Origin of the sequence: Belnapia mucosa, assembly GCF_016775475.1 — a bacterium.
Taxonomy (GTDB): Bacteria; Pseudomonadota; Alphaproteobacteria; order Acetobacterales; family Acetobacteraceae; genus Belnapia; species Belnapia mucosa.
In genome coordinates this window covers 38,769-53,131 of record NZ_JAEUXJ010000014.1, presented here as the reverse complement: position 1 = coordinate 53,131, position 14,363 = coordinate 38,769, and the positions used below count along the sequence as shown (strand labels likewise).

Sequence of the window (14,363 nt, the reverse complement as noted above, 5' to 3'; positions counted from 1 at the left end):
GGACGCAGCGGGCCAGGCCTACTTCCCCGTCCAGGCAATCCCGCTCTCGACCGTGAAGGACAGGGTAGAGACATAGCGCAGCCGTTGCCATGCCCCATCGCCGCTGCCCCCGGGCGAGGCCTCGGTGTGGATGACCTCCGCCACATAGCGGCCGGCCCAGGGTGTCTCGAACCGCAGCTTTCCTTCGGCATCGGTGCGCAGCCGGCGTTCCCAGCGCGGTGGCGCCACCAGCGTCACCTCCGCACGCGGCAGGGGCTGGCCGCGCAGCAGGACGGAGAACTCATTTCCGCCCGACGTCACCGGCACCAGTTCCAGGTCCAGCCCGTGGCGAGCCTCGCTGCGGCCCTCCCGCGCCAGCATGATCGTCTTCGTCTTCTCCTCGCGTCCGAAGGGCGGGATGCCGTCCTCCACCAGCCGGACATCGCCGGTGCCGGGCGTCAGCGTCGCACCGAAGTGGTCATCGGCGCGGGTGAGGGGCAGGGAGGCGGCGGGGTCTCCGGCGAAGGCGCGCGGGCCCGGGATGCGGTCCAGCAACCCGCCGGCCCGCTCGCGTCGGTTCTCCACCGGCTCGCCGAAATAGGCACGCGCCGTCAGGCCATCCCGTTCCAGCCAGATCTGATGGGCCGTGGTGGGACCGGCGGCCAGCAGCAGGGCGACGACAGGCATCCAACGGGTCATTGGGGTTTACTCCTCAGGAAAGACGGAACCAGGTGGCAAGGCCCAGCGCCGGCAACAGCGCTGCCGCGAGCAGGGCCGCGCGCGGCGCGTAGGTTGTCAGCGACACCAGGGTGAAGGCCGCCAGGGTCAGCAGGCCGCACCAGGCGATAGCCCCGAAGGAGGGGCCCCAGAGGGCGCAGCAGGGCGCGATGGACAGCCCGAGCAGCATCCAGCCGCCGCCGCGGAACAGCAACCGCCCCATCCGGCTTGGCACCCCGCCCAGCAGGTCGCGGTGGTGCCGGTCCATGGCCAGCGCCAGGGCCAGGAACCCCGCATAGGCCAGGCCGAAGGCAAGGGGCGCCATCAGATGCCCCGTTCCCGCAGATGGCCGCCCTGCCTCGTCGCCACGGGCCTGTCGGCCCCCTGCCACAGCCTCCGCGCCGCCAGGGCGAAGGCGAGGCCGAAGCCCAGGAAGCCGAGATCCATCCCGGCCATCAGCCAATCCCCGGCCGGCAGGGCCACGCCCAGATGATGCCGCGTGGTCGCGGCGTTCACGGCCGGCAGCAGCAGGCCGAGCAGCGCGGCGATGCCCGCCTGCTCCGCCCAGCCCCGCCGTCCGGGGCGCAGCGCCGCGTGCAGATAGGCGCCCAGCCAGAGCGCGAAGAAGATCCTGATCTCCCAGTCCGGCCGGTGGTCCAGCATCCCCGGCAGCAGCCGGTTGGCCCAGAAGAAGCCCAGCATGGCGATGGGCAGGCCGAAGATGGTGCCGAGGTTGAGCGTCTCCACGAGGCGCAGGCCGAAGTGCCGCCGCTCGGTGGCCTTCGGCGCCCGTTTCGCCACCCACATCACCAGGCCGGTGCCGACCATGGCCGTGCCGGCGAGGCCGGAGAGAAAGAAGAGGACGTGCAGGAAGGGCAGCTCGAAGCGGGCGAAATGCAGGCCATAGGCAACGCCCACGGTCTGCACCGCCGGCGCGTCATTGCCGGTGGCGAGCCGCAGCTCGCCCGTGGTGCCGGAGAAGACCAGCTCGCGCCGCCTGATCGCCAGCTCATGCCGGTCGCCCCGGCCGAGCACGATGGTGGCATTGGCATCGCCCGGGAAGGAGATGCCGATCCGCCGCACGCCCGTCTCCGGCCAGCGCCGCAGCGCCTCGGCCACCAGCGGGGCGAGATCCGTCAGCGGTGCGGCCTGCCGGGCGGGGCGCGGCGGCGGGGCAATGGAGAGCGCCTCGGCGATGAAGGCCTGCTGGTCGCCCTTGTAGGCGAGCTGCATGCCCCAGGGCATGTACATCAGCATCAAGGTCAGCAGGCCGGTATAGGTGATCATCAGGTGATAGGGCAGCGCCAGCACGGCCAGCAGGTTGTGCGCATCCAGCCAGGAGCGATGGCCGGCCTTGCCGGGGCGGAAGGTGAAGAAGTCCGCGAAGATGCGGCGGTGGGTGATGATGCCGCTGATGATCGCCACCAGCATCGACATGGCGCAGAGGCCGACCAGCCACCGCCCCCAGATCGGCGGCATGTGCAGCTCGAAATGGAAGCGGTAGAAGAACTCCCCGCCCATGGTCCGGCCCGCTTCCGCGACCCGGCCGGTGGCCGGGTCCAGGATGCCGTCGCGGAAACGGCGCTCCCCGGGCGGGCGCCAGTAGAGACGCAGCAGCGGGTCGCTCGAGGTTGGCAGGCCGATGAGCCAGCCGGTGGCATCGGGCGCGATCCGCTGCAACTCGCGCAGGCCGAGCATGGCGGCCTCCGGGCCATTATCCTCCATGCGGAGATCGGGACGCGTCCAGGCGGAGATCTCGCCCCGGTAATAGGCCGCGGTGCCGGTCAGGAAGACGGCGAAGAGGATCCAGCCCGGGATCAGCCCCGCCCAGGTGTGCAGCCAGGCCATGCACTGCCGGAAGCCATGTTTCATACCGGCCGTCCCGCCCAACTCGCCGCCAGCAGCAGGCCGGGCGCCAGCAGGCCGGCCCAGGCGCGCCATGCGGTGCGGGCGGCGAAGACCCAGAGCACGACGCCCGCATAGGCGAGGAAGCTCAGCATCATGCCGATCACCACCGCTTCCGACCGTGGCAGCGGCAGCAGCACGGCGCAGGCGACGGACACCAGGGCGCCGATCGCATAGCCGCCCAGCACCGCCGCGACGATGCGGGAGAGGAGACCCGGCCAGCGCCAGCCCCGCATCCGTGCCCGGAAGGCCGCGCTCACCACCGGTAGCTCAGCGTCGCATAGGCCGCGCGGCCGACACCGTAGCTGCAGGAGCTGTAGGTGTAGCAGGCATTCACATAGGTCTCGTTGCTGAGGTTGGTGGCGTTGACCGCCAGCCGCCACTGCCGCCAATCCACCCGCGCCACCGCGTCGAACAGGGTGAAGCTCGGCACATGGAATTGCGGGGAGCTGGCGCTGGGGGCACCATTGCCGAGGGTATTGCCGAGGTAGCGCATGCCGCCGCCGAGGGTGACGCGCAGCTCATCCAACACCGCGAAGCTATAGTCTGCCCAGAGCGCGCCGGTATGCGCCGGTATGGCAGCGGGGCGCATGCCGAGATTGCCGGTGTTGGTCTTCGTCACCTCCGGATCCTGGGCCGTCCAGGAGGCAAGGAGGTTGAGCGCCGGGGTCAGGGCAAGCCGCGCTTCCAGCTCCAGCCCGCGCACCCGGACCTCGCCGGTCTGGATCGAATAGGTGGTGTTGGTCGGATCGGTGGTCAGGACATTCTGCTGGGTCAGCTGGAACAGCGTGGCGGAGTAGAGGCTCGCCTGGCCGGGCGGCTGGTATTTGATGCCGGCCTCGAACTGCTCTCCGGTGGTGGGGGCGAAGGCGCCACCGCCGCGGGTCGGCGCCAGGGTGCCGATATTCGGCAGGAAGGAGGTGGCGTAGCTGACATAGGGCGAAAGGCCAAAGTCGAAGGCGTAGAGCAGCGCGGCACGACCGGTGAAATGCGCATCACGCTGGCTGGATTCGATGTTGGTGCGGTTGTTGTGGGTGCTGGTATCGGCAAAATCCTGCCGGCCGGTCAGCGTCAGATACCAACGGTCCAACCGGACCTGATCCTGCAGGTAGAGCCCGGTCTGCTGGATGGTCTGATTGTTGGAGGCGGTGAGCGGCAGCACCCCCGGCCGGTATCCGTAGCTCGGGGTGAAAACATCGAGCGCGCCGGCCGCCGCCGAGAAGGTGCGTGCATGCAGGCCCTGCACGCGGTAGTCCAGGCCGAACAGCAGCGTGTGTTCCAGCGGGCCGGTGGTCACACGGCCCTCCGCCTGGTTGTCGATGGCGAAGCTGCGATAGCTCGGGTTTTGGTAGGAGGCGACGCGCGCCAGCATGCGCTGCTGGTTGGCCGGGCTGAAGCCGCTCGCGTAGATGGAGGCATAGTCCATCTCGTGATAGGTGCCGCGGAGGTTGGACCGCAGCGTCCAATTCTCGTTCAGCCGATGTTCGATGCGCGCGCCGGCACCGTATTGCGAGCGGTGGTAGCGATCCCAGCCGGGCTCGCCCGTCGCGCGGCCGCGCGGGATGGTGCCGTTGCGATTGTACAACGCCGTGCCGAAGGCCGGCAGCCACTGGCCGGTGATGCCGGCATCATCCCGCATATAGCTGGCGAGGAGGGTGATGGTGGTGTCGCCGGTCGGCCGCCAGGTGAGTGACGGGGCGAGGTAGATGCGATTGTCGCGGCCGCCATCGACATAGGTGTCGGAATCGCGGACCAGGCCGTTGAAGCGCCAGAGCAGGGAATCACCACTGCCGATGGCACCACCGAGATCGAACATGCCCTGGATGCGGCCGAAGCTGCCGCCCTGGAGGGCGACCTCATTGGTCTGGCCAGGATAGGGGGCCTTGCTGATGGCATTGATGATGCCGCCGAGATTACCCTGTCCGTAGAGGCCGGAATTGGCGCCGCGCAGCAGCTCGACCCGCTCCATCCCCCAGGGCTCGATGCGGAAGCTGTGGGCGGTGACGGGCACCGGCACGCGCAGCCCGTCTAGATAGATATCCGGGGTGAAGCCGCGCACCGTGCCGTATTCGCCGCGGAAGTCGGAGAGAATGCCCTGGCCGCTCGCGGTGTAGCCCAGCACCTCGCCGAGGTTGCGCGAGTTCTGCAGATCCATCTGCTGGCGGGTGACGACCGTGACATTCTGCGGCGTCAGGATCAGCGGGGTGTCGGTCTTGGTGCCGCTGGCACTGCGCTCGGCGGCGATGCCCTGGACCGGGCCGGTTGCAGTCTCCCGCACGCCCTCGATGCGCAATTCCGGCATCTGCAGCGCACCGTCCTGCACCGGCTGGGGCGCCTGGGCCTGAGCCGCAGGGGCCGCGAGGGCCAGGCCGGTTGCGAGGAGGGAGACCAGCCTGGTGCGATCAGGCAGAGGCGCAAGGGTCATGGACGGTTCCGACGAAGGCACTCCGGGTCACCCCCGGCGGGTGCCCTGCCCTCCCAATTGCAATTGATTCGCATTATCAGCAAGGGGTGCTGTAACCGCTATGGGTGACCTCCGCGCTGGTAGCGACCGCTCGAAGGGTTCACAGCGAAGGCCGAAGAGTTGCACTAAGGTAACGACCCCGGATCAGCGGGTCGTCCATCCGGACGTCGTGGCGGAAGCGCGCTCCCGGGCCGGGGCGCGGAGGCCGGCTAATCGGCCTCCCCGAAGCGGTAGCCCACGCCCGGTTCGGTGCGGATCAGGCGCCCGAGGGGCCCGAGCTTCTGCCGGAGATGGCCGATATAGACGCGGAGATACTGCGCCTCCTCGGCCTGTGCGGGGCCCCAGACGGCCGTGAGGAGCTGACGATGGGTCATCACCCGCCCCTCCCCACCGCGCACGAGGACGGCCAGCAGGTCCCACTCGCGGGGCGTGAGCTTCAGCGGCTCGGCCCCTTCGATGCGCGCGGTCCGGCGCGAGAAGTCCACCTCCAGGCCGCCGGCGCGGATAACCGCCTCGGGCGCCCCCGGCGCCTGCCGGCCGGCCCGGCGGAGCGCCACGCGCAGGCGCGCCAGCAGCTCACCGAGTGCGAAAGGCTTTTCCACATAGTCGTCAGCCCCTGCATCGAGTGCGGCGACCTTCTCGGCCTCCTGGTCGCGCGCGGAGAGGATGACGATCGGCGCCTCGCTGAATCCGCGCAGCTTCGGGATGGCCGCCTTTCCGTCGCCGTCGGGCAGGCCGAGATCGAGCAGCACCAGCGCCGGTGAGCGCTCGGCGGCGAGGCGCAGCCCCTCGGCCGCGGTCTCGGCGCGCAGCGGCTCATAGCCCGCAGCCTCGAGCGCCGGGGTCAGAAAGCGGTGGATCTGCGGCTCGTCATCCACCACGAGGATGCGGGGCCTGCTCACGTCGTTCATCCGCCTGGGAACCTCACGATCATCCGCGTCCCCCGCCCATCCGGCTGGGTTGGGCTTTCCGCCGCGATCCGGCCACCCATGGCGGCCACCAGGCCGCGGCAGATCGCCAGCCCCAGCCCGCTGCCGGCCGCCACCCGGTCCGTGCGGGTTGCGCGGAAGAACGGGTCGAAGACCCGGTGCAGATCCTCGCGCGGGATGCCGGGTCCGTCATCCTCGACGGCGATCCCGACCTCCGGCCCCTCGCGCGCCAGCCGCAGCGCGACCTGCCCGTCCGGCGCCGAGAATTTCAGCGCGTTGTCGAGCAGGTTCGCCAGCACCTGGTCGAGCAGGACGGGGTCGAGGCGCGGCGCGCTCGGACGCGATCCGAGGTCGAGGGAGATCGTCCGCGCATGCGCCCGGGCGGCGCGGGCCGCCGCGGTTTCCGCGGCCTCGGCCAGGTCCACCATCTCCCGACGGGGCTCGATCTGGCGGCTCTCGATGCGGACGATGTCGAGGATGTTGGCGATCCAGCGGGAGAGCCGCTCGGTCTCCTCCTCGGCGGTGGCCAGCAGGTCGGCCCGTACAGCCTCCGAAAGGGCGGGGCCGGAGGTCCGCAGCGTCGCCACCGCGCCGCGGATGGAGGTCAGCGGCGTCTTCAGGTCGTGCCCGAGCGAGGTGAGGAGCGCCGTGCGCAGCGCCTCGGTCTCGGCCCGCGCCTCGCTGCGGGCGCGTTCCTCCATCAGGTCGGCGCGTTCGAGCGCGACGGCGGCCTGGTCGAGCAGCGCGTCCAGGGCGCGGTCCGCCTCGCCGTCGAGCGGGCGGCCTCCCTCCGGCGGGCGCAACCCGACAAGGCCGGCCAGGCCGCTTGCCGTGCGCATGGGGCGGAATTGCCAGGCGGCGGAGGGCAGGGTGTCGGTGCCGCGCCCGGCCGGCCGGCGGTTGGCGACCGCCCAGCGCGCCGCGGCCATGCTGGCATCGTCCGGCTCGGCGTCCAGGGGCAGGCTGGCCCGCACCACCGGCTCCGGCACGGCCTCGCCCGGCAGCGGGGGCAGCAGGAGCAGCACACAGGCCGGGCCGCCGGCGATGCGCGACGCCTCCTCCGCGATCGCCTGCACGAGATCGCCCTTGTCGCCCGCCGCCCCAAGCCGCCGGCTGAACTCGACGAGGCGCCGCAGGCTGAGCATGCGTGCGCGCGCCGCGCGGACGGACCGGCCCAGGCCTCCCGTCGTGCCGGCCAATAGCAAAGCGACGAGGGAGAAGACCACGACGCCGACCACATCCTGCGGCCCGGCGATGGTCAGCGTGTAGCGCGGCGGCAGGAACAGGAAATTCCAGCACAGGAAGGACAGGATGGCCGCGACGCCCCCGTGCACCGGCCCGAAGCCCACCGCGGCCGCCACGATCGGGACGAGGTAGACCATGCCGAGCGCGCCTTCCGGCACGATCTCGTCGGAGGCGAGCCCGACCAGCGTCGCCAGCGTGACCAGGGCCGGGGGCGCGGCCCAGCCCAGCCAGGCCGGCAGGGCGCGGCGCTCCGGCGCGCTGCGCCGCGGCTGGCCGGCGGGCTCGGGGACGAGGTGCAGCGTGAAGTCGGCCGCCTGCCGTAGCAGCACGCCCGAGAGCGTTCGCCCGGTCAGGCGCCGCCACCGTCCAGGGCGGCCGCGGCCGATCACCAGATGGGTGACGTTGCGTGCCCGCGCCTCCCTCAGGATGGCCGAAGGCAGGTCGGCCGCGACCAGGGTCTCTGCCTCGGCGCCCAGGCGTTCGGCCAGCCGCAGCGCCGGACCGGGATCGGCGTCCGGGTCGGCCGTCGGCTGCTCGACATGCAGTGCGAGCAGCGGCGCCTTCAGCGTGTCCGCGACCCGCCTTGCCTCCCGCACCACGGTCTCGGCCGAGGGGTCGGCGCCGATCAAGGCCATCACGCGGTCGCCGGCGGGCCAGGGGCCGGCGATGGCGTTGGCGCGCATGTAGCTGGTGACGTCGGCATCCACCCGCTCCGCCGTGCGGCGCAGCGCCATCTCGCGCAGCGCGGCGAGGTTGCCCTCCTTGAAGAAGCCCTGCAGGGCGCGGTTCGCCTGGTCGGGCCGGTAGATGCGGCCCTGCCGCATCCGCTCGATCAGCTCGGCGGGCGGAATGTCGATCAGCTCGACCGCGTCCGCCTCCGCCAGCACGCGGTCCGGCACCGTCTCGGCCACACGCACGCCGGTGATGCGGGCGACTGCCTCGGACAGGCTCTCCAGGTGCTGGACGTTCATCGTGGTCCAGACCTCGATCCCGGCCTCGCGCAGATCCTCGACGTCCTGCCAGCGCTTCGGGTGCCGGCTGCCGGGCATGTTGGTGTGGGCGAGCTCGTCGAGCAGCAGGATCTGCGGATGACGGGCGAGCGCGCCGTCCAGGTCGAAATCCTCGAGCTCCTGTCCCCGATAGGGGTTGCGGGCGCGCGGCAGCATCGGCAGGTCGCCGACCGCCGCCTGTGTCTCGGCGCGGCCATGCGTCTCGACGATGCCGACCAGCACGTCGGCGCCGCCGGCCCTCCGGCGATGCGCCTCGGCCAGCATCTCCATCGTCTTGCCGACACCGGGGGCGGCCCCGAGGAAGACCTTCAGACGGCCACGCCCCTCCCGCCGCGCGAGGGCGAGCAGGGCATCGGGGTCGGGGCGGGCGGGCTCGTCGGCCATCGGCAACGAGGCTACCAGCAGGGCGGCAAGATGGCGCCTCCCATCAGCGCGCCGCCAGCCAGGGTCCCATGGGCAGACCGAGGACGCATCGATCGGACGCCGCGCTCAACGGATCGCGTCCAGGGCTAGGTTGAGCCGCAGCACATTCACGCGCGGTTCGCCGAGCAGGCCGAATTCCCGGGCCTGCATGTGCTCGGTCACGAGTGCCGCGACGCGTGCCGCCGGGAGGCCGCGGGCGCGTGCGACGCGCGCGACCTGCCCGGCCGCATTCTCCGGACTGATATGCGGATCGAGACCGGAGCCGGACGCCGTGGCGGCATCGGCCGGCACGCTGCCCCCGCCGAACGCGGCCACGCGGTCCTTCACCGCGTCCAGAAGCGCCTCGGAGCTCGGGCCGAGCTGGGAGGCCGCCGAAGCCGCCGCGTTGTAGGGCGCGGCACGCGTGCTGCCGGCCTTGTCCGGATCGGCCTCCGTGGTCGCCGAGGGGCGCGGGTGGAAGTAGCGATCGAGCGTGAAATTCTGTCCGAGCAGGGCCGAGCCGATCACCTTGCCGTCCCGCTCGATCAGGCGCCCCGAGGCCTGCGCCGGGAAGACCACGCCGGCGATGCCGGTGAAGGCGAGCGGAACGGCGAGCCCGAGGAACAGGGTCAGCAGGAGGACCACGCCAATGGCGGGCCGGAGGATGGTGGTCATGGTCAGGCAATCCCCAGGATCTGAAGGGCGACGTCGATGATCTTGATGCCGATGAAGGGGGCGACGATGCCTCCGATCCCGTAGATCAGCAGGTTGCGCCGCAGCAGCGCGGCCGCGCCGGCCGGGACGTAGCGCACGCCGCGCAGCGCGAGCGGCACGAGGGCCACGATGATCAGCGCGTTGAAGATGACGGCCGAGAGGATCGCGCTTTCCGGCGAAGCGAGCGCCATCACGTTCAGCGCCCCGAGCTCAGGGTAGGAGGCCACAAAGATCGCCGGCAGGATGGCGAAGTACTTCGCCACATCATTGGCGATGGAGAAGGTGGTCAGCGCGCCGCGCGTGATCAGCAGCTGCTTGCCGATCTCCACCACCTCGATCAGCTTCGTCGGGTCGCTGTCGAGATCGACCATGTTGCCGGCCTCGCGCGCGGCCTGGGTGCCGGTCTGCATCGCCAGCCCGACATCGGCCTGGGCGAGCGCCGGCGCATCGTTGGTGCCATCGCCGGCCATCGCCACCAGGCGGCCTTCCGCCTGGGCGTGGCGGATATAGGCGAGCTTGTCCTCCGGCGTCGCCTCGGCGATGAAGTCGGCCACACCGGCCTCGGCGGCGATGGCCGCCGCGGTCAGGCGGTTGTCGCCGGTCACCATCACCGTGCGGATGCCCATGCGGCGCAGCGCGTCGAAGCGGGCGCGCATGCCGGTCTTGACGATGTCCTTCAGCTCGATCGCGCCGAGCAGGCGGCCGTCCTTCGCCACCGCCAATGGCGTGCCGCCGGCTCGCGCGATGCGGTCCACCGCTTCCCGCAGCGCCGGAGGCGCCTCGCCCCCGAGGCTGCGGAGGAGCGCGTCCACCGCGCCCTTCCGGTAGGAGCCGCCGGACAGATCGAGGCCGGAGATGCGGGTCTGCGCCGTGAAGGGTATGACGCACGACCCCTCCGGAATCACCGGCGCCGCGATGCCCTGGCGCTCCCGTGCGAAGGCCAGGATCGAGCGCCCCTCCGGCGTCTCGTCCGCGAGGCTGGAAAGGACGGCCGCCTCCGCCACTTCCCGCTCCGTCACGCCGGGGATGGGAATGAAGCCCGCCGCCTGGCGGTTGCCGAGGGTGATGGTGCCGGTCTTGTCCAGCAGCAGCACGTCCACGTCGCCGGCTGCCTCCACCGCGCGGCCGCTTGTCGCCAGCACGTTGAAGCGCACCAGCCGGTCCATGCCCGCGATGCCGATGGCCGAGAGCAGGCCGCCGATGGTTGTCGGGATCAGCGTGACGAGCAGAGCCGCGAGCACGGCGACCGAGGGCGGCTGGCCATTCCAGCTCGCCAGCCCCACCAGCGAGGCCACCGCGATCAGGAAGATGATCGTCATGCCGGCGAGGAGGATGTCGAGCGCAATCTCGTTCGGCGTCTTCTGCCGGGCGGCGCCTTCCACGAGCGAGATCATCCGGTCGAGGAAGGTCGAGCCAGGGGCGGCGGTGATGCGCACCACGATCCAGTCGGAGACGACGAGCGTGCCGCCGGTCACCGCGCTCCGGTCGCCGCCGCTCTCCCGGATCACCGGCGCGCTCTCGCCGGTGACGGCCGCCTCGTTCACGCTGGCGATGCCCTCCACGACCTCGCCATCGGATGGGACAAGGTCGCCGGCTTCCACCAGCACCAGGTCGCCGATGCGGAGCGCCGTGGCGGCGCGGGGCTGCCACAGGCTCCGGTCATCGCCGCGCAGCAGCAGCTTGGCCCGGGTCTCGGTCCGGGCCCGGCGCAGGCTCTCGGCCTGGGCCCGGCCGCGCCCTTCGGCCACCGCCTCGGCGAAGGTGGCGAAGAGCACGGTCAGCCAGAGCCAGAGCGCGATGCCGGCCTGGAAGGTCCAGGGCTGCCCAAGCACCAGGGCGCGGATGGTCAGGACCGTCACCAGGATCGCCACGACCTCGGTGACGAAGATCACGGGGTTCCGCACCAGGCGGCGCGGGTCGAGCTTGGCGAAGGCGTCCAGCGTGGCGCGCCGGAGGATCGGGCCGGAGAGGAGGGCAGCGCCCAGCCTCGCGCGGCGGGCCTCCCCGGCAGGAATGGCGGGTGTCATGTCCATGGCTCTGAGCCTCAGAAGGTCTTGCCGGCGGCAAGCACGAAGTGTTCGGCGACCGGGCCGAGGGCGAGGGCGGGCATGAATTGCAATCCGCCGAGGATCAGGATCACGCCGGCCAGCAGCCCGACGAAGAGGGGCCCATGCGTCGGGAAGGTGCCGGTGGAGGCTGCGAGCTTCGGCTTGGCGGCGATCGAGCCGGCGATCGCCATCATCGGAACGATATAGGCGAAGCGGCCGAGCGCCATGGCGATGCCGAGCGTCGTGTTCATCCAGGGCGTGTCTGCCGCGAGCCCGCCGAAGGCCGAGCCGTTGTTTCCCGCCGCCGAGGTGTAGGCGTAGAGCATCTCGGTCAGCCCGTGCGGGCCTTTCTCCTGGATGGACGACATCGCCACGGGCAGCACCACCGAGACCGCCGTGAAGCCGAGGATCGCCGCCGGCAGCACCAGCACCGCCAGCATCGCCAGCTTGATCTCGCGCGCCTGCACCTTCTTGCCGAGATATTCGGGGGTGCGGCCGACCATCAGCCCGGCAACGAAGACTGCCAGCAGCACGAAGACGATCATGCCGTAGAGGCCGGAGCCCACGCCGCCCGGAAGCACCTCGCCGAGTTGGATCAGGAACAGCGGCACCAGGCCGCCGAGCGGCATCAGGCTGTCATGCATCAGGTTGACGGCGCCGCAGGAAGCACCCGTGGTGGTTGCCACGAACAGCGCGTCGAGCGCGAGGCCGAAGCGGACCTCCTTGCCCTCCATATTGCCCATGGCGGGATCGACGCCGGCGGCGAGGTGCAGCGGGTTCCCGCCGGCCTCCGCTGCGTAGACGATCCAGGTGCCTGCGACCACGACGACGAGCATCACGGCCAGCAGCGCCCAGCCCTGGCGGATGTCGCGCACGATGCGCCCGAAGGTCAGCGCCAGCGCGAAGGGGATGACCTGCTGCGACCAGATCTGCAGGCTTGCCGCCAGCGCCGACGGCCCCTCGAAGGGATGCGCCGAGTTCGCCCCGAAGAAGCCGCCCCCATTGGTGCCGAGATGCTTGATCGCGATCTGGAAGGCTGCCGGACCGAGCGGGATCGTCCGGGTCGCGCCCTCCAGCGTCGTCGCCTCGGCATAGGCGGCGAGCGTCTGCGGCATGCCCATCGCCACGAAGGCGAGGCCGACCACCACCGAGAGCGGCAGCAGGAGGTAGAGGGCCATGCGCACGAAGTCGGCCCAGAAATTGCCGAGATCCTTCAGCCCCCCGGCCGCGAAGGCGCGGCAGAGCGCGAGGGCGAGCGCGATACCGGTCGCGGCCGAGAGGAAGTTCTGGACCGAAAGGCCGGCCATCTGGCTCAGATAGCTCATCGTCGCCTCGCCGCTATAGGCCTGCCAGTTCGTGTTGGTGACGAAGCTGATCGCGGTGTTGAAGGCGAGCCAGGGGGAGACGCCATCGAAGCCCTGCGGGTTGAAGGGCAGCACGCCCTGCAGCCGCAGGATGGCGTAGAGGACCAGGAAGCCCGCGAGGTTGGCCGCGAGCATCGCGAGCGTATAGGCCTTCCAGCCCATTCCGCGCGCCGGATCGATCCCGCCCGCCGCGTAGATCGCACGCTCGAGCGGCGCGAGGAAGGTCACGCGCCCCGCCGCGACGGCGGCGATGTAGCGCGCGAGCGGAATGGCGGCCGCCACGATGGCGGCCAGCACGAGCGCGATCTGCGCCCAGCCGATGAGGGTCATGGGATCAGAGATCCTCGGGCCGCAGCAGCGCCCATAGCAGATAGAGGAGGAGGCCGGCGGCCACGGCGCCGCCGAGGATGAGCTCGGCCACGGCGGTCACACCCGCTCGCAGCCGGAGGCGTAGGCGGCCATGAGGCCGAACAGGCCGACGCCGAGCGCCAGCAGAAGGATGTCGATCATGATGCGCCCTGGTGCCGATATGCGGATGCGGATGTCGCAGGTCCGGACAGAGGACGTAGCGGGACAGCGTGCAAAGGATCGATGTGAGATCCGGGGGCACCGCGTAAAAAACCCATAAAGACGCGACCGCGCACCGCCGCCGGGCCTCAGGAATTGCCGTATCCGAGCGGCCTGTTCGCGCGTTGACAGGAGATGATCCTCCGTAGCCCAGAGAACGGCACCCGCCTTCTCATCTCCCAGCCCTCCCATGCCCTGCTGTCCGGCCAGATGATGGCCGCCTGGGGCGCCCACGGCTTCGCCCGGCCGGACCCGGCGCCCGAGGTCATCCTCGCCGCCGAGCAGCACGACCTCGCCTGGCTGGATTGGGAAACCGCTCCGACCCTCGACCCGGAGACGGGCCTGCCCCATCCCTTCACCAGCCTCGGCCCCGCCGTCCATGCGCCGATGTGGGCCCGGGGCGTGGAGATCGCCCGTGCCGCCTGGGGCCTCTGGCCCGCCCTGCTCATCTCGCTCCACGGCACGCGGGTCTATACCGAGTACATGGACCCGGAGCGCCTGCCGCCGGAGGACCATGCCGCGATCGACCGGAATGCCGCGAAGGAGGCCGCCCTGCAGGCGGACTGGATGGCGCGGCTCGGCGCGGACCCCGTGCAGGTCAGGCGGAACCATGACCTCGTCGGGGTGACCGATGCCCTGTCCCTCGCCCTCTGCTTCGCGGAGCCGGACAAGGCCGGGGAGGCGCCGATGGAGGATGGCAGCAAACGCAAGATGAATCTCGTGCGGCTGGGACCATCCCGCTGGTCGCTGGACCCGTGGCCCTTCCGCGACAGCAGGCTGACGGTGCAGTGCGAGACGATCCGCCTCCCTGCCGAAAAGCGCTGGACCGATGAGGAGGCGATGCGCCGCGACCTCCGCGAGGCCTCCTGGAGCAGGCTGGCCGAAACCCTGGTTCCGGCCTGATGAACCAGGTGGCTGGCGTTACAGCCGGTCGCGCTTCCTCCAGCCCCGCGGCTTGCGGCACCCGATCTGTCCGGGTGGCCGGGTCTCAGGCCCGGCAGCGGCCATGTCTGAAGTTT

The 14,363-nt window shown here is 71.0% G+C and carries 12 protein-coding genes; 1 reads left to right on the top strand and 11 read right to left on the bottom strand.

Annotated elements, in window-relative coordinates:
* Positions 1-18: 18 nt before the first annotated feature.
* From JMJ55_RS23865 to kdpF, 11 genes are all read right to left on the bottom strand, one after another.
* Complete coding sequence (locus JMJ55_RS23865; RefSeq protein WP_202828122.1) at positions 19-678, bottom strand: DUF4198 domain-containing protein; 660 nt, start codon at positions 676-678, stop codon at positions 19-21.
* 13 nt (positions 679-691) lie between these two features.
* Complete coding sequence (locus JMJ55_RS23860) at positions 692-1,021, bottom strand: DUF3325 domain-containing protein (RefSeq protein WP_202828121.1); 330 nt, start codon at positions 1,019-1,021, stop codon at positions 692-694.
* On the bottom strand, positions 1,021-2,568 hold the full coding sequence (locus JMJ55_RS23855; protein ID WP_202828120.1) for a PepSY-associated TM helix domain-containing protein: 1,548 nt from the start codon (positions 2,566-2,568) through the stop codon (positions 1,021-1,023). Before JMJ55_RS23855 ends, JMJ55_RS23860 begins: the two co-directional genes overlap by 1 nt.
* Positions 2,565-2,861, bottom strand: coding sequence for a DUF3649 domain-containing protein (locus JMJ55_RS23850; protein ID WP_328702768.1), 297 nt, complete (start codon positions 2,859-2,861; stop codon positions 2,565-2,567). Before JMJ55_RS23850 ends, JMJ55_RS23855 begins: the two co-directional genes overlap by 4 nt.
* Positions 2,858-5,026: a TonB-dependent siderophore receptor gene (locus JMJ55_RS23845; RefSeq protein ID WP_202828119.1), complete on the bottom strand. Its 2,169-nt coding sequence runs from the start codon at positions 5,024-5,026 to the stop codon at positions 2,858-2,860. The genes JMJ55_RS23850 and JMJ55_RS23845 overlap by 4 nt, the downstream gene beginning before the upstream one ends.
* A gap of 248 nt (positions 5,027-5,274) precedes the next feature.
* Entirely contained in the window at positions 5,275-5,967 is a 693-nt protein-coding gene (locus JMJ55_RS23840) for a response regulator (RefSeq protein ID WP_407927556.1), read from the bottom strand.
* 5 nt (positions 5,968-5,972) lie between these two features.
* Positions 5,973-8,633 (bottom strand): sensor histidine kinase, encoded by a 2,661-nt coding sequence (locus JMJ55_RS23835; protein WP_202828117.1) that lies wholly within the window; start codon positions 8,631-8,633, stop codon positions 5,973-5,975.
* 105 nt (positions 8,634-8,738) lie between these two features.
* Complete coding sequence (gene kdpC / locus JMJ55_RS23830) at positions 8,739-9,326, bottom strand: potassium-transporting ATPase subunit KdpC (RefSeq protein ID WP_202828116.1); 588 nt, start codon at positions 9,324-9,326, stop codon at positions 8,739-8,741.
* Positions 9,327-9,328: 2 nt separating this feature from the next.
* Positions 9,329-11,398 carry a potassium-transporting ATPase subunit KdpB gene (gene kdpB / locus JMJ55_RS23825; protein ID WP_202828115.1) on the bottom strand — a complete coding sequence of 690 codons (2,070 nt, stop codon included), beginning with the start codon at positions 11,396-11,398 and terminating at the stop codon, positions 9,329-9,331.
* Between the two features lie 11 nt (positions 11,399-11,409).
* Positions 11,410-13,107 carry a potassium-transporting ATPase subunit KdpA gene (gene kdpA, locus JMJ55_RS23820; protein ID WP_202828114.1) on the bottom strand — a complete coding sequence of 566 codons (1,698 nt, stop codon included), beginning with the start codon at positions 13,105-13,107 and terminating at the stop codon, positions 11,410-11,412.
* A 4-nt stretch (positions 13,108-13,111) separates the two neighbouring features.
* Entirely contained in the window at positions 13,112-13,207 is a 96-nt protein-coding gene (kdpF, locus tag JMJ55_RS23815; RefSeq protein ID WP_202828113.1) for a K(+)-transporting ATPase subunit F, read from the bottom strand.
* Between the two features lie 272 nt (positions 13,208-13,479).
* On the opposite strand from kdpF, the gene JMJ55_RS23810 reads away from it, so the two are divergent.
* Complete coding sequence (locus JMJ55_RS23810) at positions 13,480-14,247, top strand: DUF3891 family protein (RefSeq protein ID WP_202828112.1); 768 nt, start codon at positions 13,480-13,482, stop codon at positions 14,245-14,247.
* Positions 14,248-14,363: the final 116 nt, after the last annotated feature.